Genomic DNA, 24970 nt, shown 5'->3' with positions numbered 1-24970 from the left:
TTATAATAGGATATTATAAATTTTACACGTCCAACTCTTTTATTTTAACTAATATAATTTATTTGAAAAATTTAACTAAAGATAATAAAAAATCATATATAATAACTACTCGAGATCACAAATAGTTTTATATACTATAAATAAAATAAATATTACACATAACTTGAATTATTTATTCAAAAAAAGAACTAATTTTTTTAAAAAATTATAGTGTTAAAAAAATAAACAAAACGTATTGGTATACTAAAAATCACTGAAAATAACATGATAACTATTTAGTATTAAACATTAATATAATACTTTTATAAATTTCCAAGAATTATTTATAATCTAAAAATTCTTATATTATTTAATTTTTTATAAATAGCAAACGAGAAAGTATGGAAGACTGGTTTTTATATTTAATAACACAATCTATTTTTTATTCATTACCTATAATAACATTAGTAGCATTTTTAGAATCTTTAGCTTTAGTAGGTTTATTTCTTCCCGGAATGATACTTATGGCAGCTTTAGGTACATTAATTGGTAATGGAACATTGAATTTTTATCCTGCTTGGATAGCAGGATTTATTGGTTGTATATTCGGAGATGCAATTTCATATTATCTTGGATGGAAATTTAAAAAATACCTAAACAATCTTCATTTATTAAAAAAAAATAAAACAATTTTGAAAAAAATAACAACTACTTTAAATAATTATACTGCTATTACAATATTAATAGGAAAATTTATCGGCCCTACTCGACCATTAATCCCTATGACATGCGGAATGCTAAACTTATCTCTAAAAAAATTCTTTTCTTCTACAATATTCGGATGTATATTATGGCCACCAATATACTTTCTTCCAGGAATTATTACTGGATTAGCCATCAATACCACACAAATAAAAGAAAATACAAATTTTAAACTCTTGCTCTTTGCTTCTATTTCATTAATTTGGTTAAGTTTATGGTTAATTTGGACAATGTTTAAATCAAAAAAAAATAACACAATTTCAAAAAATAACTTTTTTAATATAAAACTCTTAGTTTTCCTATTTAAATTAAGTTTAATATTAGGACTGATTAATATATTTATTTTATACTTATATCCAAAAATAGTTATCATACTTAAATTATTATAAAATATACTTTTAAAAAGCATATAATTAATCTAAAATAAAATAATTTAATCATACTAAATAATGTAATAAACATAACTTATATAATACAATAAATTACTAATATTAATCCTTATCGGCACGATATTTTTGTAACCTTTAAATTACTAATTGTATTGCACTTATATATTTCATCACTTTTTCGTGCCGATACTCTAAAATTACTGTATTTGAAAAAAATCCATGTGCATAATTCTAGGTTTAAAAACATGATGTTGTATCGATTTTACCCGAACTTTATATGTGATACTATCCATTATTAAAAAAAATTGTTCTTTATAAATATCAAATTTAAAGATAATATTTGAGATAATATTATGATCCAATTCTATGCAAATATTAGATTTAGAATAACAATATATTACAGCCGGAAATTTATTATTTAAACGTAATCTACGACTAGAACTTTTACCTTCTTTTTTACGTTTATTCACATTAATAGTTATCATATGTTATTCCATTTATTTAGTTAAACAAATAAAAAATGTATTATTATAAAAAGTGCAAAAACTATGTTTTCTCTCGTCACATGATCTTTACTTATACAAGTTTAAAAATATGTTCTTTATAATGAATTGAGCCACTGAATTTCCTGTTTCCATAAACTTGAATCTGTAGTTTCTAATATAATTGGAAAATTATTACAGTTTATGTTCTTCATAATCCAAGTAAAAGCTAATGTTCCAATACTTCCTTTACCTAAACTATAATGTCTATCAATGTTACTATTAAAGATTGATTTAGAATCATTAAAATGCATTCCACATAAATAACTGAATCCTACAACATCATCAAAATGTTTGAAAGTTTCCTCGCACGAATATCTTGTACGTAAATCATATCCAGAAGAAAACAAATGACATGTATCTAAACAAACTCCAATACGAGTTTTATCTTCTATTCTATTAATAATTGATGTTAAATGCTCAAAAGAATAACCAACATTTGTTCCTTGTCCAGCTGTATTTTCTATTACTAATTTAACTAAAGAAGTTTTTTCTAATGCTAAATTAATTGAATCAGAAATGCGTTCTAAACATTTTTTTTCGCTAATTTTATTTAAATGACTTCCTGGATGAAAATTTAATAATTTTAACTCTAATTTCTGACATCTTGTTATTTCATCAATAAATGCCATTCTAGATTTATTTAAACAGTCGTCAAACGGATTTCCTAAATTAATCAAATAACCACTATGAGGTAAAATTTGATCTGAACTATAATTTAAAGTTTTACATGCAACTTTAAATTTTTCAATATGTGTATCTTTTAACATCGTTGTAGTCCATCTCAAAGGATTGTTAGTAAATAATGCAAAAGCAGTAGCTTTTAATTTTTTAGCTCTAATCACTGCTTGATCTAAACCTCCTGCAATACTAACATGAGCTCCTATATATCTCATTTTTATTCCTATACTATATTTCTTTAATTTATTTTAAACAAAAAAAATAAATAAAAAAATTTATTTCCAATATCATTAGAATATAATAATGTTTCAAATTTATGATACAAAAATGTTATCTAATTTTTATATATAAATTTCATATCATCTAAATTATAATTAAAATTACAATATTTTTATTAATATTATTCCAAATATTCCAAACTAAAATATTTAAGAATACGCATAAAAACTCATTACATTATTTATAAAATATATTCAATAAAATTAAATCAAAAAAAGTTCTTAACTTAAATTAATAATAATATTTAGAATATTAAAAATCTTATTCTTTTTAGCAACTTATTTATAGCTTACTTTTTAAATAATTAGTATGATCTTAAATTACCACAAAAATTTTTAAAGTTCACCACTATTAATAAAATAACTTAATTATAAATTAATAAATACATTTTTATGAAATAATTTAATATCAAGCAAGAATATTGGAAAAATAAAATGAACAATATAACAACATTCAATCAAATAATTTTTAAATTAAAAAACTATTGGAAAAATCAAAATTGTACGATTATTCAACCACTAGATATACCTGTAGGAGCGGGAACTTTTCATCACAAAACTTTTTTTGGAACAATTGGACCTGAACCAACTTCTATTGCATATGTACAAGCATCAAGAAGACCGTCTGATGGAAGATATGGAAAAAATCCCAATCGATTACAACATTATTATCAATTTCAAGTAATTATCAAACCTGCACCAAATAACATTCAAAATTTATATTTAAAATCATTAAAATCTTTAAATATAAATTTTAAAAATAATGATATACGTTTTATAGAAGACAATTGGGAAAATCCAACATTAGGAGCATGTGGACAAGGATGGGAAGTATGGATTAATGGCATGGAAATTACACAATTTACTTATTTTCAACAAATGGGTGGGATAAATTGCGATCCGATTTCCATAGAAATAACATACGGTTTAGAGCGAATAGCTATGCATATACAAAATAAAGATAGTATATATCAAATTATCTGGGAAAATAATAAAAAATGTATTACTTATGGTGATCTATTTTTACAAAACGAATTCGAAAATTCTATATACAATTTTGAATATTCTAATGTTGATATTTGTTTAAACTTATTTAACATACATATGAAAGAAGCACAAAAAATAATATGTTTATCTCATCCATTGCTACTCCCAGCATACGAGCACGCACTATACGGGATACATTACTTTAATTTATTAGATGCAAAGAAATCTTTTTCTACTACCGAACGTCAGCAACATATTTTGCATATTCGAACAATTATCAAAACTATTGCTAAACAATATTATCATTTAAGACAACAATCGGAACTTCCTCTTTTATAATAAAAATTAAGAAAAGGTGATAAAACAGAAATGAACACAACATTTTTAATAGAAATTGGAACTGAAGAATTACCTCCAAAATCATTACGAACTATGGCCGAATCTTTTCAAAATAACATGATTGTTTTATTAACTAAAAATCATATAAAATATGACGAAATATCATGGTACGCTACGCCAAGAAGAATAGCTATTAAAATAGAAAAATTAAATATAACACAACGCAAAAAAAAATATAAAGGACCTTCTATTTCTAATGCATTCGATTCATTAGGATATCCAACTTATTCCACTAAATGCTGGATAAAAAAACTAGGAATTAAAATAAATCAAGTATCTCGTTTAAAAGAAAAACAAAGAGAATGGCTTTTTTACGAACATTTTATTAACAATTTTCAAATTGAAGAAAAACTAGTAGAAATATCTATTTCTTCTATTAAGAATATTACTATTCCTAATTTTATGAAATGGAACAAAAATAATGTACAATTTTCTCGACCAATTCGAAATATAGTTATGTTATTAAATAACAAAATAGTAAAACAAAAATTGTTAGGAATACAAACTAATAGATTGCTTTCTGGACACATGTTCATGAAAAACAATAAAATTAAAATTTTTCACGCAAAAGAATATCCTGAAATATTATTAAAATCTGGAAAAATTATTGCTGATTATAACATAAGAAAAACAAAAATAAAAAATGAATCCCAAAAAATAGTCAATCTTACTGGAAAATATTTAAAAATAAACGATTTCTTACTAGAAGAAATAACTTCATTAGTAGAATGGCCAACTGTCCTTATTGCTAGCTTTGAAGAAAAATTTCTTAACATTCCAAATGAAATACTAATATACATTATGGAAAATCAGCAAAAATATTTTCCTATATATGATATAAATAGTAATAAACTCACAAACAAATTTATTATTATCTCTAACATCGAAACAAAAAATCCTCAAAATATTATTTTAGGTAATGAAAAAGTGTTAAATGCTCGATTTTCTGATGCAGAATTTTTTTTTCATAAAGATCAAAAGATACCATTTCATGAATATCAACCATTATTAAAAAATATTATTTTTCAACATTCCTTAGGAACTTTACACGATAAAATTAATAGAATAAAAAAACTAATTACTTGGATAATACAATTTACTCAAGCCAACATCAATAATTGCATTCAAGCAGCTAACTTATGTAAATGCGATTTAGTAACCGATATGGTATTTGAATTTCCTGAAATGCAGGGGATAATAGGAATGTATTATGCGCTATATAATAATGAATTAGAAAATATAGCAATAGCCATAAAAGAACACTATTTACCTCGATTCTCCAATGACATCATTCCGTCAGATTCTACTTCTTATTCTTTAGCCTTATCAGATAAAACCGATACGTTAGTAGGTCTTTTTATTATTGGAAAAAATTCTACTTCTAAAGATAAAGATCCATTTTCTTTAAGACGGCTAACTATTGCAATTATTCGTATTATCTTAGAAAAAAAAATATCTATAGACCTAACTTTATTACTTAAAGAATCATTAAAAACATATAGTAATATTGAAAACGAAAAAGTTATATTGAACAAAATAATACAATTCATTGTAGAAAGAATTTATTTTATATACGTTAAAAAAAACTACGCTCCTGCCATAATAAAATCAGTATTAAAATGTAATATTACACATCTTATAGACATAGATTTACGAATAAAAGCTATTACCAATATATACAATTCAAATACTCTCAAATCATTAATCTTAATGCACAAAAGAATTTCAAAAATCTTAATACTATCTCAAGAAAAATTGCATAAAAATATAGATTACGAGCTTGCACAAGAAACTGAAGAAAAAATTATAATATCACTATATAAATGTATATATGCAAAAATACAACACTATCTTTTAAAAAAAGATTATAACTCTATACTAGTAGAACTATATAATTTATATGAACCCGTTTGTGTTTTCTTTGAAAAAATAAAAATACACGACAAAAACATTTCTATTAAAAAAAATAGATTAGTTATATTAAAAAAAATACATATACTATTTTTTACAACAGCCGACTTTTCACTTTTATACTAAAAATAATGTGATTTTTATAATTTTATTTTAATGCCTGTTATCTTATAAAATTGAAATGAAAAAGACGAAGAAATGTAAATAGAAGATAATGTTCCAATAAATATACCAATCATCATAGTTAGTGAAAAATTTTTTATTATTTCATTACCAAAATAATATAATATTGCTGCTACTGAAAATGTAGTAGCTGAAGTCATTAATGTTCTACTATATACTTGAGTTAACGACAAGTTTAAAATATCCAGAAATAAAAAATTTTTAAATTTTTTATTATTTTCTCGAATACGATCTGATACTACAATACTATCATTTAAGGAATATCCTATAATAGATAACAAAGAAACTATAATGATAGGACTAACTTCTATGTTAAAAATAGAAATACAACCCAAAGTCAAAAATAAATCATGAAGTAACGATAATATAATTCCAACAGATAAATTCCAAGAAAATCGGATAGTAATATAAAAAAAAATGAAAAACAGTGCTAAAAATAAAGCAATAAAAAACATTTGTAATAAATTATTATCTGAATTAGGTCCAACATACTGAATAGAAGTAATATTACATTTAGCTCCTGAATATTGATCTAAAGCTAAAAGAACTTTTTTAGAAAAAAATATTATAGATGCATTATAAAAATAGGACGAACGTACAATAACATCATTTATTCCCCCTAAATAGTTCACTTGAACATTCTGCAATCCTATACTTTTTAATGCAAAAATTACTTTATCTATATTTATTAATGTATCGCAATGAATATTAATTAAAATTCCACCTGTAAAGTCAATGCTCCAGTTAAAACCAAACATTATAATACTAATTACTGAAAATAATACACACATTATTGATATAAAAAAAGATATATTCTTCCAATACATAAAATTATAAATTAACTTTTTTTTTTTGATATATTTATATAATATGAATAAGACACCAATCAATCCTCATATAGACAACTTATTAATTCTATGTTTATGATAAAAAAGTTGAATTATAGTGCGCGTGAAAAATAGAGAACTAAATAATGAAGTAAAAATACCTACTATAGTAGTTACAGCAAAATTTCTTATAATATCCGTTCCAAAAATGTACAAAACTATGGATATAATTAACATAGACACATTAGCATCAAATATACTAAAATATGCTCGAAAATAGCCTTTACGAACCGCTTCAAGAATATATAAATTATTTTTTATTTCTTCTCGTATGCGCTCATTGATTAATACATTAGCATCAATAGAAAATGCTAACATTAATAATATACTGGCTATTCCAGGCATGGTTAAAACTATACCTGGTAATATAGACATGATTGCTATTATTAATAGTAAATTCGAAACTAGAGATATAGAAACAATTAATCCGGATTTTTTATAACGCGTTATCATAATTAATATGCATAATAAAACGCTTATTATACAACTTAATATGCCATTTTTTACATTTTCTTTTCCAATTGAAGGACCAATAACATTTTCTTCTATAATCGTTATAGGAGCGATAAAAGATCCTGTTTTAAGTAAAATAGATAATTTTTTAGCATCAGAAACATCGCGTATCCCAACAATTCTGAATGAACTACCTAACATTGAATTAATTTTAGCTATATTAATAACAGTCTCACGCTTTTTAAACAATGAATTTTTGCTATGAACATTAATATTCTTATTAAAATATTCTATCCAAAGTATAGCTATATATTCTCCAATGTGATTTTTTGTAATGTTAGTCATAACATCACCACCAAAGTGATTTAATTGTACATTTACTTCAATTTGATCGAGATTATTTATCATATAATTCGAATCTAAAATATGTTTCCCTGAAATAAATGCATCATTATAAAGTAACACGGAATCAAAACCATTTACTTGATATAATGTAGAACCGTGAACAATATGATCACCATTTTTTCGCAATTCTATATCTTTACTAGTATTAACTAAATGAAATTCTATCTTAAAATTTGAGCTAAGAATTTCTTTTACTTGAATACTATTTTTAAAATCAGGTAATTCTACAATAATACAATTATTATTAGTCTGTTGTACAATAGGTTCTGCAATACCCAATTGATATATACGATTCTTTAATATATATATATTTCTTTCAATAGCAGATCGAATCATAGATTTTATGTATGAGCTATTATAATTTACTAATAATATATTTTTAGCATTACGAATAAACAAAAAATCAGGATTTTTTGAAGTAAGTTCATTCTGTATTTTATCTAATACAAAAAAATGTTTAGAAACAAGTTGTATACCGTAACGTGGTATTTCTTTTATATTTATATCCGTATAATTATTTTGAGAAATATAATCTAAAAAATATTTTTTTATATTAGATTGACATTCATGAAGTATATAATTAGTATCCATTTTTAATAAAAAATGAGTTCCACCTCTTAAATCCAATCCTAAACGCATGGGTTTAGCACCAAAAAACTTCAATAATTTAGGATAATTTGTATTGGAAGAAAGTGATATAATAACTTTCTTACCTAAAAATATTTTGTTTAACTTATTAAAAGCACTAAACTGTTCGTTCGTGGTATTAAAATATAAAAATACACTTTTATATTTTACCTGAAATTTAATGTAATGAATTTTCTCATTTCTTAAAATATTCAATAATTCTAGTACGAAATTATCAAAAGAACCATTGTTATTATTGACGCAATTGAGTTCTATTGATAGAGTATTTGGATAAAAATTTGGGCATGCATAAATAAATCCTAATAATAATACTATTACTACAGTACATAACTTTAAAACAAAAATTCTAGTAAACATACGTTAACAGAAACCTTTATATTTTACGTAATTTCAATAATCAAGTTTTTTGATAGTATTTTTCGGTAACACTAACAATATATAATCATTTTTTATTAACACCTCTACATTATCGTTTAACAATAATAGAACATACCCTTTTTTAGTAACATTTTTTATTTTCCCTATAAAACCACTAGTAGTAAGAACTTCGTCATCTTTAGAAAGAGAATCAATAAGCGCTCTATGTGCTTTAATTTTATTTTTTTGAGGACGAAAAATTATAAAATAAAAAATCAACACAAAAAACAATAACATAAATACAAAAGAATATGGATTATTTTGATGCACACTACTGCTTGAAGCAAATGCTTCAGAAATTAATAAATTCACGAAATATTCCTTTTATTATAAAATAAACAATAAAAAGTATTAATATACTTATTTGATATAGATAAATATCTATAAAAATTACTGCTTCAACTATTTATCTAAGAATTTTAAAACTATTAAAATAAAACATACATATTGAATTAAAGTTAAAAAACTAAAAAAATCTTTAAAATATTAATTAATATCAAATACTGTCGTATAATAAAAATATTACCACAACCACTAAATTTCAAATATATAAATTTCTTAGAAATTATTACTTTATTACATATTAAAACATTTTAAAAACAATTATAAATTAGTTCTAGACCACTTTCAAGTAAATCTAATTTTAAAAATTACATTAAGAACATTTTAAAATTTTTATTAAATAATAAATTCATAATATATATTAGTTTCCTTAGTTATAGTAATAACTATTATATTTTTTAAATTTAAAATACATATTTTATCTTAATTGTGCATTAAATTTTAGTTTCAATTTTTCAATACATTTTTTTAAAATGTTTGAAACTTCTTGTTCTGTAAAAGTTTTGCTTTTATTTTCAAACGTTAAACGCAACGCCAAGCTTTTTTTTCCTATTCCTATTTGACTTCCACGAAAAATATCAAATAAATTGATTTCAATAATTGTTTCAAAAGAAGATTTTTTACATTCTACAATAATATCCCTAACTGGAACAATTTCATCTACGATTATAGAAATATCTCTAATACTTCTTGGATATTCAGAAATAGTTGTCATTTTACTGTAATTTAAAGAAGCCATTTTATTCCACATGAATTCAAATACAACCGTTCTATATTTTAATCCCAATTTTTTTTCCAAATTTGGACTAATACTACCCATAACACCAATCATTTTATTTTTAAGATAAATAGCAACACTTTGATTAAGATGCAATCCTGGAATACAAAATTTTTTAAACGTCACTAAATGTAATTTCTGTAATATATCTAATATAGATTCTACATCACCTTTTAAATCGTAAAAATCGCTTTTTTTATCCAATATGTCCCAATGAAATTCATTTCTATATCCACTTAATATTCCAGAAAAATACAAAATTTGTTCAACTCCTAAATTTTTTTTAGAATTCTGTAAAAAACATAACCCACTTTCAAAAAAACGTAACCTATTTTCTTGACGATTTTGATTATAAATAACACTTGATAATAATCCAGGCCACAAAGAAACTCGCATAGATGACATATCTTTCGAAATAGGATTAGACAAATGCAAAGGAACTATATCAGGAAATAATAATTGTTGTAATTTGGGATCAACAAATCCATATGTGATTATTTCATGATATCCTTGATCTACTAAAAATAATTTAGCTCTATTTAACAAAGTATGCACTTGATCATCACATATAACGTAAGAACGCATAGATATAGGAACTGAAAAAATGTTTTTATATCCAATAATACGTAATAATTCACTAATGACATCTTCTTCTATATTAATATCTAATCTCCAACTAGGAGGAAATATCAATAAATATTGATCATTAACAATTACTTTAAAACCTAGTTTTTTTAAATTATAAACAATTAATTCATCACTAATAATATATCCAATAATTTTATATAATTTCTCTCGATACAACTTAATTTTTATTTGGTTAAATATCTTTGTACTGCTAATTTTTGATGTAACAACACTAGCTTCTCCGCAACATAATTTTAAAATTAAATAAGTAGCATATTCCAATACTTCATGTTGTATAGTTGCATCAATTCCTCTTGCATAACAATTTGTAAAAGCATTTTTACATCCATATTTAAACGATATTTTAGAAATATCTTGATTAACATAAAATCCACATCCTAAAAATAAACTTTTGGAATCAAAGTCTATTTGTGAAATACAAGAATTAACATGTCCACCTAAAACTAATATTTTTTCTTCATCTGATACTACTAGCGTATCATCATCCATCAATATTCTTTGATCATTGTCACTAACAAAAATTTCATTCTTATAAGATTTTCTTATAATAATTTTGTTAAAAATACTACTTAAATTAATAGCATATAACGGCTGCCCTAATTCTATTAATACATAATTTATAATATTTACAATAACATTAGAAGATTTTATGGAAGAACGTTTAAGTCTTTCTAACATCCAAAACGGAGTATTGACTGTCGCATCAATATTAGTTATAATTCTTCCAAAAAAACGAAAACAAATATCTGGAATATCAATTACTATTTCTAACTTTTCTACACTCTTGACTAAATTAAAATATTTTTGTAAATGCGGAAGAGACAAATTGTTCCATGCTGCAAGGTCTCGTGCTATACCCAATATACTTAATGCATCTGAACGATTAGGAGTACTACTAATTTTAATAATGTGATCATCTAAAGACAAATATTCACATGCATTCGAACCTACTACAGCATCAAATGGTAATATAATAATACTACCATCGATATTTATTATACCTAAATCTTCATAAAAACAAATAATTCCATCATTTTGTATTGCTTGCGATTCAACTAACTTAACAAACGTGTTATCAAATAATCTAGAATTTTTGGTAGCTATAACTACTTTATCACCTTTTATAAAATTAACACACTGTCTTGATATCACTTGAATAAATATACCATTTCCAATATTAATTTTTACTAATAACAATTGAGTAATACTGTAATGTATTAAACATTCAATTATCTCACCAACAATCAAATTAGTACACATACTTGAAATTTTTGTAACTTTTTCTACTTCTAATCCTAATTCCGTCATTTGATTGCACAACAATCGAATATTTACATCTGGATTTATCCATTCTCGTAACCATCTTTCGCTAAATTCCATTACTGCATACTCACTTTTATTTAAATTGTTTAAGAAATTTTAAATCATTTTCAAAAAATGTACGAATATCTGTAATTCCATAACGCAACATAGCAATTCTTTCTACTCCTAAACCAAAAGCATAACCAGAATATTCCTTTGAATTAATATTAACGTTTTTTAATACATTTGGATGAACCATTCCACAACCTAATATTTCTAACCATTTTTTATTATTTCCTAAAATATCTACTTCAGTTGATATAAAAGTAAAAGGAAAATAAGACGGTCTAAATCGAATTTTAATACTATTTTTAAAAAAATAATTCAAAAATAATTCGATTATCCATTTTAAATTAGAAAAATTTACGTTTTTGTCAATTACTAACCCTTCAATTTGATGAAACATAGGTGTATGAGTACTGTCACAATCATTTCTATATACCTTTCCCGGAACAATAATTGTAATTGGTAATTGCATTTTTTTCATAGATCTAATTTGCATATTAGAAGTTTGAGTTCGTAATAAACGATGAGAATCAAACCAAAAGGTATCATGATCAGTTCTAGACGGATGATTTTTTGAAATATTTAACGCATCAAAATTATGATAATCATCATCTATTTCTTGTCCTCTAACAATTTCAAATCCTAATTTTAAAAAAAAATTTTCTATATCATTAATTATTTGAGTTATTGGATGTAATGTACCAATGTTATTACGACGTCCAGGCAATGATATATCAATAGCATCTTCCTGTAATGATTTATCGTAAGAAGATTTTTCTAACTGTTGCTGATATCTAAAAAATAAAATTTTTAAATCAGTTTTAACTTTGTTTAGCATTGCACCAAATCTTTTTTTTTCACTTTTTGAAACATGACGTAATTGTAATATTTTAGAAGAAACATATCCTTTTTTTCCTAAATACTTTACTTTTAATACATTTAATTCTTGTATAGTCGTAACATTTTTTATCTCTATATTTACTAATTGCATTAATTTTAAAGAATCAAACACGATTTTTCCTTAGTGCTCTATTACATACCATAAAATGATAAAATACCAACCATATCAAAAAGCTTCCTATTTGGAAGCTTTTTAAAATTATCTCAGTCTTTAAATAATACGAATTATAATTTAAACTATATTATATATTTTACATAATTTAATCATTACAAAACCATTTTTTTACATTAGGAGAGATTAGTTACTCCCTCCTAAATATTCATTCTTATTATAATGAACTTTTTGAATGTTGTACTAATAAATTAAAAGCATTGCTGTCAAAAAGTGCAATTTCAGATAATATTTTTCGATCAATATGTATTAATGATTTTTTTAAACCATACATAAATTGACTATAAGACATCTGATTAACACGTGCAGCAGAATTGATACGAGAAATCCATAATTTTCTAAATTGACGTTTTTTTTGACGACGATCACGATAAGAATATTGCCCCGACTTAACAACAGCTTGACAAGCTGATCTATAAGTTCTTGATCGTGCACCATAATAACCTTTGGCTTTTTTCAAAACTTTTTTATGACGAGCATGAGAAATTACCCCACGTTTTACACGAGTCATGGTGTTTTTCTCCTTTTCTTAAAATAAATTTCAAGTAATTCATAAATAAGGTAAAAATAAACGAACCCTATTGTTATCTTTCTGAGATACCATTATTTTTGAACGCAAATTTCTTTTACGATCAGTAGATTTTTTCGTTAAAATATGTCTTAAATTGGCTTGTTTTCTCTTAAATCTGCCAGATGCAGTTTTTTTAAAACGCTTAGCTGCACTACGTAAAGTTTTAATTCTAGGCATTATAATATTCCAATCTAAAATTAACATAGGAATGTAATGAAAACAACAAAATACTATTAATTGTAATTGTAAATGGTATTGTAACCATGTTGTTACTTTTTTTTAGGTGCTAAAATCATGATCATTTGACGACCTTCAATTTTAGATGGAAAAGTTTCTATTAAAGCTAATTCTATTAAATCATTTTTAATGCGAGTCAATACTTGTATACCAATTTGTTGATGAACCATTTCACGTCCACGAAAACGCAAAGTAATTTTTACTTTATGCCCATCTTTTAAAAAACGAATCAAACTACGTAATTTAACTTGATAATCACCTTCGTCAGTACCAGGACGAAACTTAACCTCCTTAACATGAATTATTTTTTGTTTCTTTCGCTGTTCCTTAATAGATTTACTTTTTTTATATAAAAATTTTCCATAATTCATAATACGACATACTGGAGGTTCAGCATTTGGACTAATCTCAACTAAATCTGCTCCTATTTCTTTTGCTTTATTTAAAGCGTCTTTTAAAGTAACAATACCAATCTGTTCTCCATTAAAACCAGAAAGACGCACTTTAAAAGCACGAATTTCGTGATTGATTCGATTGGATTTTATGATTTGTGTTCTTTTTCCACCTTTAATACTTTATTCCTCCGAAAAATATAAACTTCGATTTATAATTTCTGTATTTAGTTTTTCAATAAAATATTGTATATCTACTAATGCAACATTTTTTCCAGAACGCATTCTAAAAGTAATTTTATTACTAACTACTTCTTTGTCACCACAAATAACAATATATGGAATTTTTTTTAAAATTTGCTCTCTAATCTTAAAACTAATTTTTTCATTTCTTGTATCTATTTCAACTCGTATGCCCAAATCAAGCCAGCTATTAAACAACATCGTGATATATTTTACATGTTGCTTGTTTACACTGATCAAAACTACCTGTACAGGAGCTAACCAAACTGGAAAATTACCAGAATATTCTTCTGTTAAAATTCCTATAAATCGTTCAATTGATCCTAATACTGCTCTATGAATTATTATAGGTTCTTTTTTTTCATTATTTTTGTCAATATAAAAAGCACCTAAATTCTTAGGCAAATAAAAATCTAATTGTATAGTTGCGCATTGCCAAATTCTTCCCAAACAATCACGTAAAGACAATTCAATCTTGGGACCATAAAATGCTCCTTCTCCTTGTTGATATTCAAATAATACACCATTTTCTTTCAATGACATTGCTAAATCATTTTCAGCTCTATCCCATACCTCATCACTTCCAATTCTATTACTAGGTCGAGTAGATAACCTCACTAAAATTTTTTTAAAACCGAAGACCGCATAAACATCGTATATCATCTTTATGCAATTACTAATTTCACTACGAATTTGATCGTTTCTACAAAAAATATGAGCGTCATCTTGCGTAAAATTTCTAATCCTCATTAATCCATGTAAAGAACCTGATGGTTCATTTCTATGACAACTGCCAAATTCTGACATACGAATAGGAAGATCTCGATAAGAATGTAAAATACGATTGAAAATTTGAACATGACCAGGGCAATTCATAGGTTTTATTCCATAAACATTATTTTCCGAATATGTCATAAACATGAATTCTCGATAATTGTCTAAATGTCCACTATCTTTCCAAATTTTTTGATTCATAATCAATGGTGTTTGAACTTCCTGATATCGATATTTGCATAGTTTCTCACGCATAAATTTTTTTAATTCTCGGAAAACAACTAAACCATTATGATGCCAAAAAATCATACCTGGTGATTCTTCTTGAATATGATACAAGTTCAATTTCTTAGATATTTTCCTATGATCTCTTTTTTCAGACTGATGTACATATTCCAAATGTATTTTTAATTCATTCAATGTATTCCATGCCGTTCCATAAATTCTTTGTAAGATTTTATTTTCTGTTTTTCCATTCCAATATACACCAGAAAATTTTTGTAATTTGAAATAACGACAAAAAGAAACATTGGGAATTGAAATACCACATTGAAAATCAACATACGTTTGATGAAAACATAAAGAAATAATATGATTAATATCAAAATCATTTTTTAAAATAAGTAATTTATATGTTTCAGAACATTTGTCAAAAATTTCATACGCTTTTTTCCATGTTACTTTTTTCACGTAAACATTATATTTTCTTTGAATTATGTCTAACATACGACTTTCTAATAAAGTTAAATCTGTATTTCTAAACGTGAAGTTTACATCTATATCGCAATAAAATCCATTTTCTGTAACAAACTTCTTACCAATTTTAGAATTAGGCCATAGCTCTTTTACAGCATACCCTAAAACACAAGTAAGAGCATTACGAATAATATCTAAATAAATTTTATCGTGATCATAAATTATTCTAATATCAGCATCATAATCTATCATAGTGTACTTACTTACGCTTATGCCATTGACATATCCAAAACAACAATTTTTTACTAAACTAGGAGAAATGTTTTTTACAATATCTAAAATTGAAATAGCATTTTTATATATTAGTTTACTTCCGTCTAACAACGTAATAACAGGCATTTCCAATCCTTAACTTCAACATTGCTCTATGTACTGTATTCATAAACATTTAAATATAAAACATAATATGTTGATATAAAAAACAAAAAAACTCAATATACATATATTAACATCCATATCAAAAAAAACTGATTTTTAAAAATAATTAATTAAATATATAATTTTATATAAAAATACTAGTAAAAAAAATTAAGGTTAACATTAAAAAAGTTAAAATCTACTATTTACAGCATTAGCTAATTTTTGAATAAGATACACACTATCATTCCAACCCAAACAAGGATCAGTTATTGATTTTCCATATATTAATGGTTTATTATGTATAACTTTTTGAGATCCTTCTTCTATGAAACTTTCAATCATAACACCAAAGATAGCTGTAGAACCATCTCTAATTTGTTTTGATATAGATTCTCCTACATCACACTGACGTCTATGCTGCTTTAAACAATTTCCATGACTAAAATCTATCATTAAATATTCTAAAAGATTAAACTCTTGCAAATATCTCACAGTTAAATCTATATCTTTAGCATGATAATTAGGAGATTTTCCTCCTCTCATAATAACATGTCCAAATGGATTTCCACTAGTATGATTTATGGTCATTTGTCCATGTTTATCAGGCGCTAAAAATAAATGCTTAACACTTGCAGCGCGAATAGCATCTATTGCAATTCGTATATTCCCATCAGTTCCATTCTTAAATCCTACTGGACAAGATAATGCTGATGCCATTTCACGATGAATTTGACTTTCAGTAGTCCTTGCTCCTATTGCACCCCAACTTATTAAATCTGCTATAAATTGTCCGATTACTATATCTAAAAATTCAGTTGCAGCAGGTAATCCTAATTCATTAATATCTAACAATAGTTTTCTAGCAATTGATAAACCATGATTTACTCGAAAACTACCATTTAAATCAGGATCAGAAATTAGTCCTTTCCATCCTACTACAGTACGTGGTTTTTCAAAATAAGTACGCATTACAATTTCTAGGCGAGAAGAATATTTTTTACGCAGATCATTCAATTTTCTTGCATATTCTACTGCAGCTAAAGGATCATGAACTGAACAAGGCCCTATGACAACCAATAAACGTAAATCAGTTCCTGTCATAATATTGGCTATATTTTTTCTAGCTTGAATAACAGTATCCATAATAGAAGAGGTGATAGGATAACGTTTTGCTAATTCAAATGGGGTAATTAATGGATCAATTCGTATTGTTCTTAATTCGTCTGTTTTTTTCATGTTTTTCTCTAAATATGTACTATATTATAATATAATAAAATTATAATCAGTATAATGAAGCATCAATTATAAAATTTACAATAAGGAAAATGCGTTATATAAAAAATTATTTAAAATAAATATTATTTTTAAATGCTTTAACATTAAAAATATCTTAAATAAAAAATACCAATGTTCTAAAAAATAATCATTAAGTTATTATATAAAAGATAAATATGACTAATAATTTATTTAAAATATCTTTAAAAATAATTAAATATATTTTTATTTACGGTATTCAAAATTTTAAACAACAATATTAAAGTAATTACAAAAAAAATTTTATTCAAGAATAATATAATTCAAAAAATATATTAATAATTAATGCAATAAATTTTATTTTAAAAATAACTAATAAAATACTTACACTAATAATTCACACAATTAATGTCACTAATGATTATATTACAAAATTACTTTAATAATATTATGCAAATTGAAAATAATATATTAAAAATATAATCATTAAAACATTCAAAATAACTCGTCTATTTTTTATAAATTATTATTATCAAAAGAAATAAATATGAATTATTTAATTAATATTATTAATCTTTGTTTTTAATTTTATTTTTTAATAAAAAATGTTTTATCGATTCTTTTGATAAAGAATTAGGAGCGGGTATTTCATCCATCCAAGAAGAAATAAGACGATATGATATTACTAGTACTACTGGACCAATAAATAAACCAATCATACCAAACGCAATCAAACCACCTATTACTCCTGATAAAATTAATACAGTTGGAAAATCAGCACCTATTCGTATAAGAATAAGACGCAATACGTGATCTAATACACATACGATAAAACTCCAAATTAATAGAACCGTCCCCCAAGTAGTATTACCATGCCAGTATAACCATATAATGGCAGGAATTAATACAGGCAATGGTCCTAATTGAACTAAACATAAAAGAATTATCAACATCATTAACAAAGAAGAATATGGAATACCAGAAATAGCTAATCCTATCCCCCCTAAAATTCCTTGAACTAATGCAGTAACAACAACTCCTAAAGCCACTGCTCTAACTGCTTGTCCAGCTAAAGAAACGACTGAATCTCCAGAATGCGAACCCAAACGAACTGCAAAATGTCTAATGATATTTCTCATTCTCTCGCCATTCCAATATAAAAGAGAACTAAAAATTAACATTAAAATTAAATGAATAATAAATCGACTAACATGACCTACTTGAGCGACAAAAAATTCAGTAGTTTTACCCATATATGGTTGTACTTTAGTAATTAATTCAGCACCACCTTCGTCTAATAATTTTTGATAACTAGAAAATAATTTTACTCCAATAATGGGAATATCTTGTAACCAATAAAGATCAGGAAATCTTAAATTTTCTGAACTTAACCAACGAATTACTGAAGTACTGTTGTCAATTAAACTATTCACTAAACAAAAAATTGGAATGATGAAAATTAATAATAAAATGATAATCATTGTTATAACAGCACATGCTCGATTACCCCATAATAAAGATTGCAATTTTAAAAACACTGGCCATGTTGCTATTACTACCATACTAGCCCAAGAAAATCCTAAAAAAAATGGACGCATAATCCATAGACTAGAAAAAATCATAATAATAATAAATATTAGAGAAAAAATAGCTTGCGGTAAATCCATACTTTCTCGCTTATTTTGCATATAAATATTATACCTTTATATTTCCTTAAGCATTATACGTACAAAAATTATAAAAAAATAAATTTAAAAAAATTTTAATACTAAAGTTGAATAATGATCTATTTTTTAGTACTTGAAGTTGTAAACAGTTATAGAGCCTAAAATATAAAAAGAACGTCGTATATTTTATATAACATATTTATGATACATTGATATTACTAAATAAATCCATTGAATTTTTTTAGTCGATACAATACAATAAGTCTATATTTATGGATAATAAAAAATTAAAATATCTTATTTCTATTAAAGCAATAGATAAAAAATCAATTATACTACTTAATGCTATATATTTACATACATAAATTTTATTTGTATTTTAATATTTAAAAACGTATTATATTTTGTTCTTAATTAAATAAAAAATAACATCATACAAATATCAATACGAGAATATAAAATGAATGAAAACACTTATATAACCTTATTTTCTACAAAAAAATACGCTAAAAATGTTAAAGGAATAAAAATAAGCTACCATGCAGAAAAACAAATCTATAAATTAATACAAAAAGAAAACAAAAAGGGAATTAAACTAGGAATAAAAAAATCAGGATGTGCTGGAATGAAATATTATATGGAACCAATAAAAACAATACACGATACTGATATTAGTTTTATTTCTCAAAAAATATTAATCTTAATAAATTTTCAACACATATTAATATTAGACGGAACAAAAATAGATTTCGTTAAGAAAGGTATAAATTATATATTTCAATTCAAAAATAACAAAATAAGAAATTTCTGCGGTTGTGGAGAAAGTTTCGATATATAAGTTTCTGTATTTAAAAAAAAGTTTTATCAACAATACATATAAATGTTATAATCATTTACTCCAACATATCAAATAAAAATGTTTTTTTCCTCGAGACAATAACGTATATCTTCTAAATAAGATATCATTATTTGAAAAAACATACATTGCATCATTCTGTACAACATTATTGATAGAAATAGAATTAGATAGAATCATATTTCTAGCTTGAGTACGAGATGGAGCCAAACAAGAGTCAACTAATACTTGTTGCAAATCTCGAATACCTGATATGTTAATTAAAGGAACGCCATCTTGTTCTAATTGAAAAAAATCAGATTCTTTCATATTAAAAAAATTTCCATAAAATAAACACGAAGAAATACGCTGGGCTGCTTGAACTCCATGTGGACCATGCACTATTTCAGTAAGGTACTTTGCCAAAAACAATTTAGCTTCATTTAACTTAATACTAGAAGTAAAATCTTCCATAGCATCTATTTCAGATATGTTTAAAATAGTAAAAAACTTTAAAAATTTATATACATCACTATCAGATATATTAATCCAATATTGATAAAATTTATAAGGACTAGTTTTATTTGAATCTAACCATACTGTATTATTTTCCGTTTTTCCAAATTTCATTCCATTTTTTTGTGTTAGTAAGGGCAACGTTAAACCAAAGGTCTCATTTTTATATAATTTTCGAATTAATTCAATTCCAGATACAATATTTCCCCATTGATCAGATCCGCCAATTTGTAATATTACATTATACTTATGATGTAAAAAAGAAAAATCATACGCTTGTAATAAATTATAAGAAAATTCTGTAAATGAAATTCCTGTTCCTTCGCGATTGATGCGTTTTTTTACCGCATCTCTAGTAATCATCTTTTTAATAGAAAACTTTTTTCCTACAACACGCAAAAATGTTAATAAAGATAAATTTTCAAACCATTCATAATTATTTACAATCATTGCACTACTAAAACTTAAATTAAAATCTAAAAATAAAGAAACTTGATCAGTAATTGCTTTTTTCCAAACATTAATCAGTTCTATTGAATTTAACTGTCTTTCAGCATTTTTAAAACTTGGATCGCCAATTAAACTTGTTGCGCCTCCTAATAAGACAACAGGTTTATGACCAAATTTTTGAAATTTTTTTAAGCATAATAATGGTAAAATATGGCCTATATGCAAACTTTCCGCAGTTATATCAAAACCGCAATACAAAGAAATATTGTTATTTTGAACTAAACGCATTAATTTTTTTTCATTAGTTATTTGGGCTATTAAATTTCTTTGCTGAAATTCATGAATTAAATTACCTTGATGCATAAAATTTCCTAATACTAAAATACAACATAAATTAATTTTTAATATAGTACAATTATTAATTATATTAAACTAAGTCTCCAACATAATTATTTACTATAATCGATCCCTAACTAAAAATTTTATCTAATATAGTCAACAATGCTAGAAAAATATATTATAAAATGTTTAAAAAAATAAATAAAACATATATATGAAATAATTAAAATAAATGAAATATATAACGCAAAATTAAATAAAAACCTTACAATACGATGCAATAATATATGCTATATAAAAATATAATTTTAATTTTACTGTCCATGGATACTACATCTATATAAAATAAAAATCATAATATAAAAAAATTTAATTAATACTACAACATTACTATACTAAATATTTTTATACTCGAATTGACATAAATGTTTAATCAAACATATAGAACATTTCGGACGTTTAGACGTACATACATAACGGCCATGAAGAACCAACCAATTATGAAAATGTAACTTAAATGCTTCAGGAATTATGTTCAATAACTTTTTTTCTGTTTTTATTTTTGTTGTTTCTTGTATAAACCCCATTCTATTACAAACTCTAAATACATGTGTATCTACTGCAATAGTTTTTTTTTGAAATATACAATTTAAAACTACATTGGCAGTTTTCCTTCCTACTCCTGGCAAAGATCGTAAATCAATAAAACTATTAGGAACTTTTCCATTATATCTATTTAATAAAATATCACAAGTTCTAATAATATTAGAAGATTTTTTATTAAATAAACCTAATGTTTTTATATAATTCTTTAAACCTTGTGTACCTATTGACAAAATAGATGAAGGTGTATTAGCAACGCTATACAAACGTTTAGTCACTTTATTTACCATACGATCAGTAGATCGCGCTGATAATATTACTGCAATTAATAATTCAAAACTTGAAGAAAAATTTAATTCTATTTTCGGTTCAGGATTAGTTTTAGAAAAAATAAGCAAAATTTCATTAAGTAAATCAAAATGCAACTATTTTTTTCCTTGATGCGATAAACACTTGTTCAAACATAACGAACAATTGTTCGAACTAATTTTTTTATCTATAAAATTTTTTCCAGCTAAAACAAATCCTAAAACCATAAATGCACCCGAAGGATATAAAAAAAACAACATTGTATGATTAGAATTAATTATTTTTACATAAAGCAACTTCGACCAAGACCCAAATAAATTTTCAATACCAAAAAAAAGTGTTCCACTTCCAATAATTTCTCTAATAGATCCAATTATAAAAATCGCTAAAGTAGATCCTAATCCTATAAATAATCCATCCATAAACGAAATAAATACAGAACTCTTCATAGCAATAAAATCAGCTCGACTACATATAACGCAATTAGTAATAATTAAAGGAATAAACATACCCAAAGATTGATATAAATTCAATGCATACGCATTAATTAAACAATCAAAACAACTTACGACAGCACTAATAATCATTATATAAATAGGAATACGAACATTTTTAGGAATCCAAAATCTACAGACCGATATAATGACGTTCGTACAAATTAAAACTAATGTTGTTATCAAGCCTAATCCTAATGCATTAGTAGCATTAATAGTCACTGCCAACATAGGACATAATCCAAGCAATTGCACCAAAGAAGAATTATTCGTCCATATTCCATAATTTAAAATTTTAAAAAAACTATTCATAATAAGAACTACAATTATCAAACTTTTTATTTTTAAATGCTACATTATTTACTAAACTAACAGTTCTCTTGATAGCGTTAACTACAGCTAATGGAGTAATAGTAGCTCCTGTAAATTGATCAATGTTACCTCCATATTTTTTTAAAGAAAAGTTAGAATCATTCAAACCTGAGATAACAACACCTGAAAATCTAGTGATCCAGTCTGAAATCTTAATATCAATTTTATCTCCCAATCCAGGAGTTTCATGATGATCCAATATACGTACACCTAAAATTTTATTATTTAAATCAGAAGATACAATCATTTTTATATTTCCTGAATATCCATCTGGTGCTATTGTTTCAAAAATTATAGCTTTTATTTTATCATTTTTTCTAACTATCCAAAACCGATGGTTTTTATCATCCCCTAAAAGTTTATGATTCATAATAAAACACGAAGTAATCGTATTATGTAAAAGATTTTTAGGTAAAATAGTATCTAAAACAATTTTTTGATGATATTCTTTTTGAAACATTATTATAGGTTTAGTTAATAAATATACTATAATTACACTACTTGCCGTAACAATAGAAAAAATAAATAACGTTATTGAAATTGAACGATTTTTTTTTAACATAATAATTATTTTATTTTCCCATAAATACGTGGTTGAGTATAATGATCTATTAACGGAACAAGAGAATTAGCAAGCAATATTGAAAACGATATAGCATCAGGATATCCTCCAAAAGTTCTGATAATCCATATTAAAACTCCAATAAAACCTCCAAATATTATACGTCCTATCTTAGTTATTGATGTCGTAACAGGATCTGTTGCAATAAAAAAAACACTTATCATAGTGCTTCCTAAAAATAATTGAATTAATGGAGAAACATCATCGTGCTTCAAATAAAAAAAATCAAATAAATAACAAGACAAAAGAGATAATAAAATACTAAAAGAAATTCTCCAGCAAATAATTTTTTTAATCAATAAAAAAATACCTCCTATAAAAAAACCACAATTAATTAATATCCAATGACGATACATTGCTACATTATCTAAAAAGGACATAAAAGAAGTAACGTTAACTAAAATATTTTTGTTGTGTATTCTAATTTGTTCTAAAGGCGTAACTTGGGTTATAAAAGTAGGCATCTCACAAAATTGAGATATCATTTTATAATAATCTTCCAAATTAGTAAAAAAAATAATTGACATTACGTCTTTAAAACTCAACGTATCAAGTAATGCTAAATTATTCTGAAAAGACCAATTAGTCATTAAAACAGGAAACGAAACTAGTAATATTGCATATCCTGCCATTGCAGGATTAAATATGTTATATCCCAAGCCTCCATATAATTGTTTTGTTATCACAATAGAAAAAAATGACCCTATAATAGATATCCACCACGGCGAATAAGCAGGCAAACTTAATCCCAATAAAATTCCAGTTAACACTGGAGAAAAATCAAAATAATATGTATAAATTTCTTTTTTCCTCAACTTCAAAACAAATAATTCAAACATTACTGATGCAAGACTAGCAAGTAATATTTGAATTAATATTGCTATTTTAAAATAATAACATTCTATTATTATTCCAGGAATTATAGCTAATATTACTAATAACATAATATCATTAGTACTTCTGAAGAAAAAGATACTACTAACTTTAGTATATTGATAATCCATAATTTAATCTTGCAAAATTAATCTCAAAAAAACATATAATAAT

The 24970-nt window shown here is 24.7% G+C and carries 22 protein-coding genes; 4 read left to right on the top strand and 18 right to left on the bottom strand.

The window, feature by feature from the left end; all coding sequences use genetic code 11:
• Positions 1-380: 380 nt before the first annotated feature.
• Positions 381-1130: a DedA family protein gene (locus U0T59_00635; protein ID XBC43437.1), complete on the top strand. Its 750-nt coding sequence runs from the start codon at positions 381-383 to the stop codon at positions 1128-1130.
• Between the two features lie 197 nt (positions 1131-1327).
• Here the strand turns inward: U0T59_00635 and rplY are convergent, their stop codons facing one another.
• Positions 1328-1615 (bottom strand): 50S ribosomal protein L25, encoded by a 288-nt coding sequence (gene rplY / locus U0T59_00630; GenBank protein XBC43436.1) that lies wholly within the window; start codon positions 1613-1615, stop codon positions 1328-1330.
• A gap of 116 nt (positions 1616-1731) precedes the next feature.
• On the bottom strand, positions 1732-2568 hold the full coding sequence (gene nfo / locus U0T59_00625; protein XBC43435.1) for a deoxyribonuclease IV: 837 nt from the start codon (positions 2566-2568) through the stop codon (positions 1732-1734).
• Positions 2569-3066: 498 nt separating this feature from the next.
• Here nfo and glyQ point away from each other — a divergent pair, with 498 nt between their 5' ends.
• Together glyQ and glyS are read left to right on the top strand one after the other, a co-directional pair.
• Positions 3067-3957 carry a glycine--tRNA ligase subunit alpha gene (gene glyQ, locus U0T59_00620; GenBank protein ID XBC43434.1) on the top strand — a complete coding sequence of 297 codons (891 nt, stop codon included), beginning with the start codon at positions 3067-3069 and terminating at the stop codon, positions 3955-3957.
• Positions 3958-3987: 30 nt separating this feature from the next.
• On the top strand, positions 3988-6054 hold the full coding sequence (gene glyS, locus U0T59_00615) for a glycine--tRNA ligase subunit beta (GenBank protein ID XBC43433.1): 2067 nt from the start codon (positions 3988-3990) through the stop codon (positions 6052-6054).
• A 14-nt stretch (positions 6055-6068) separates the two neighbouring features.
• Here the strand turns inward: glyS and secF are convergent, their stop codons facing one another.
• The 11 genes from secF to ydiK form a co-directional block, all read right to left on the bottom strand.
• The gene (secF, locus tag U0T59_00610; GenBank protein XBC43432.1) at positions 6069-6938 is read right to left on the bottom strand and encodes a protein translocase subunit SecF; all 870 of its coding nucleotides are present in this window, start codon (positions 6936-6938) and stop codon (positions 6069-6071) included.
• Positions 6939-7004: 66 nt separating this feature from the next.
• Complete coding sequence (gene secD, locus U0T59_00605) at positions 7005-8861, bottom strand: protein translocase subunit SecD (GenBank protein ID XBC43431.1); 1857 nt, start codon at positions 8859-8861, stop codon at positions 7005-7007.
• Between the two features lie 33 nt (positions 8862-8894).
• A complete protein-coding gene (yajC, locus tag U0T59_00600; GenBank protein XBC43430.1) occupies positions 8895-9233 on the bottom strand; it encodes a preprotein translocase subunit YajC in 339 nt (112 codons plus the stop codon).
• A 448-nt stretch (positions 9234-9681) separates the two neighbouring features.
• On the bottom strand, positions 9682-12069 hold the full coding sequence (pheT, locus tag U0T59_00595; GenBank protein ID XBC43429.1) for a phenylalanine--tRNA ligase subunit beta: 2388 nt from the start codon (positions 12067-12069) through the stop codon (positions 9682-9684).
• 16 nt (positions 12070-12085) lie between these two features.
• Positions 12086-13069: a phenylalanine--tRNA ligase subunit alpha gene (pheS, locus tag U0T59_00590; protein XBC43428.1), complete on the bottom strand. Its 984-nt coding sequence runs from the start codon at positions 13067-13069 to the stop codon at positions 12086-12088.
• Between the two features lie 217 nt (positions 13070-13286).
• Positions 13287-13640 (bottom strand): 50S ribosomal protein L20, encoded by a 354-nt coding sequence (gene rplT / locus U0T59_00585; protein XBC43427.1) that lies wholly within the window; start codon positions 13638-13640, stop codon positions 13287-13289.
• 39 nt (positions 13641-13679) lie between these two features.
• On the bottom strand, positions 13680-13877 hold the full coding sequence (rpmI, locus tag U0T59_00580) for a 50S ribosomal protein L35 (GenBank protein XBC43426.1): 198 nt from the start codon (positions 13875-13877) through the stop codon (positions 13680-13682).
• 92 nt (positions 13878-13969) lie between these two features.
• The gene (gene infC / locus U0T59_00575) at positions 13970-14509 is read right to left on the bottom strand and encodes a translation initiation factor IF-3 (protein ID XBC43565.1); all 540 of its coding nucleotides are present in this window, start codon (positions 14507-14509) and stop codon (positions 13970-13972) included.
• A 3-nt stretch (positions 14510-14512) separates the two neighbouring features.
• Positions 14513-16441 (bottom strand): threonine--tRNA ligase, encoded by a 1929-nt coding sequence (gene thrS / locus U0T59_00570; protein XBC43425.1) that lies wholly within the window; start codon positions 16439-16441, stop codon positions 14513-14515.
• A 210-nt stretch (positions 16442-16651) separates the two neighbouring features.
• Entirely contained in the window at positions 16652-17698 is a 1047-nt protein-coding gene (locus tag U0T59_00565; GenBank protein ID XBC43424.1) for a 3-deoxy-7-phosphoheptulonate synthase, read from the bottom strand.
• Positions 17699-18285: 587 nt separating this feature from the next.
• The gene (ydiK, locus tag U0T59_00560) at positions 18286-19404 is read right to left on the bottom strand and encodes an AI-2E family transporter YdiK (protein ID XBC43423.1); all 1119 of its coding nucleotides are present in this window, start codon (positions 19402-19404) and stop codon (positions 18286-18288) included.
• A 439-nt stretch (positions 19405-19843) separates the two neighbouring features.
• Between ydiK and U0T59_00555 the strand changes: the two genes are divergently transcribed.
• Positions 19844-20221: an iron-sulfur cluster assembly accessory protein gene (locus U0T59_00555; protein XBC43422.1), complete on the top strand. Its 378-nt coding sequence runs from the start codon at positions 19844-19846 to the stop codon at positions 20219-20221.
• Positions 20222-20272: 51 nt separating this feature from the next.
• Here the strand turns inward: U0T59_00555 and tyrS are convergent, their stop codons facing one another.
• The 5 genes from tyrS to U0T59_00530 all read right to left on the bottom strand — a co-directional run bounded on the left by tyrS (position 20273) and on the right by U0T59_00530 (position 24927).
• Positions 20273-21547, bottom strand: a complete 1275-nt coding sequence (gene tyrS / locus U0T59_00550) for a tyrosine--tRNA ligase (GenBank protein XBC43421.1) — start codon at positions 21545-21547, stop codon at positions 20273-20275.
• 371 nt (positions 21548-21918) lie between these two features.
• Positions 21919-22551, bottom strand: coding sequence for an endonuclease III (gene nth / locus U0T59_00545; GenBank protein ID XBC43420.1), 633 nt, complete (start codon positions 22549-22551; stop codon positions 21919-21921).
• Positions 22552-23241: an electron transport complex subunit E gene (locus tag U0T59_00540; protein XBC43419.1), complete on the bottom strand. Its 690-nt coding sequence runs from the start codon at positions 23239-23241 to the stop codon at positions 22552-22554.
• A complete protein-coding gene (rsxG, locus tag U0T59_00535) occupies positions 23234-23863 on the bottom strand; it encodes an electron transport complex subunit RsxG (protein ID XBC43418.1) in 630 nt (209 codons plus the stop codon). Before rsxG ends, U0T59_00540 begins: the two co-directional genes overlap by 8 nt.
• A gap of 5 nt (positions 23864-23868) precedes the next feature.
• On the bottom strand, positions 23869-24927 hold the full coding sequence (locus U0T59_00530) for an RnfABCDGE type electron transport complex subunit D (protein ID XBC43417.1): 1059 nt from the start codon (positions 24925-24927) through the stop codon (positions 23869-23871).
• Between the last annotated feature and the right edge of the window lie 43 nt (positions 24928-24970).

It is taken from the genome of Buchnera aphidicola (Meitanaphis flavogallis), assembly GCA_039830035.1.
GTDB classification, from domain to species: Bacteria; Pseudomonadota; Gammaproteobacteria; order Enterobacterales; family Enterobacteriaceae; genus Buchnera_B; species Buchnera_B aphidicola_AZ.
Note: the sequence above shows the minus strand (reverse complement) of the source record. Positions and strands in the feature narration are given on the sequence as shown.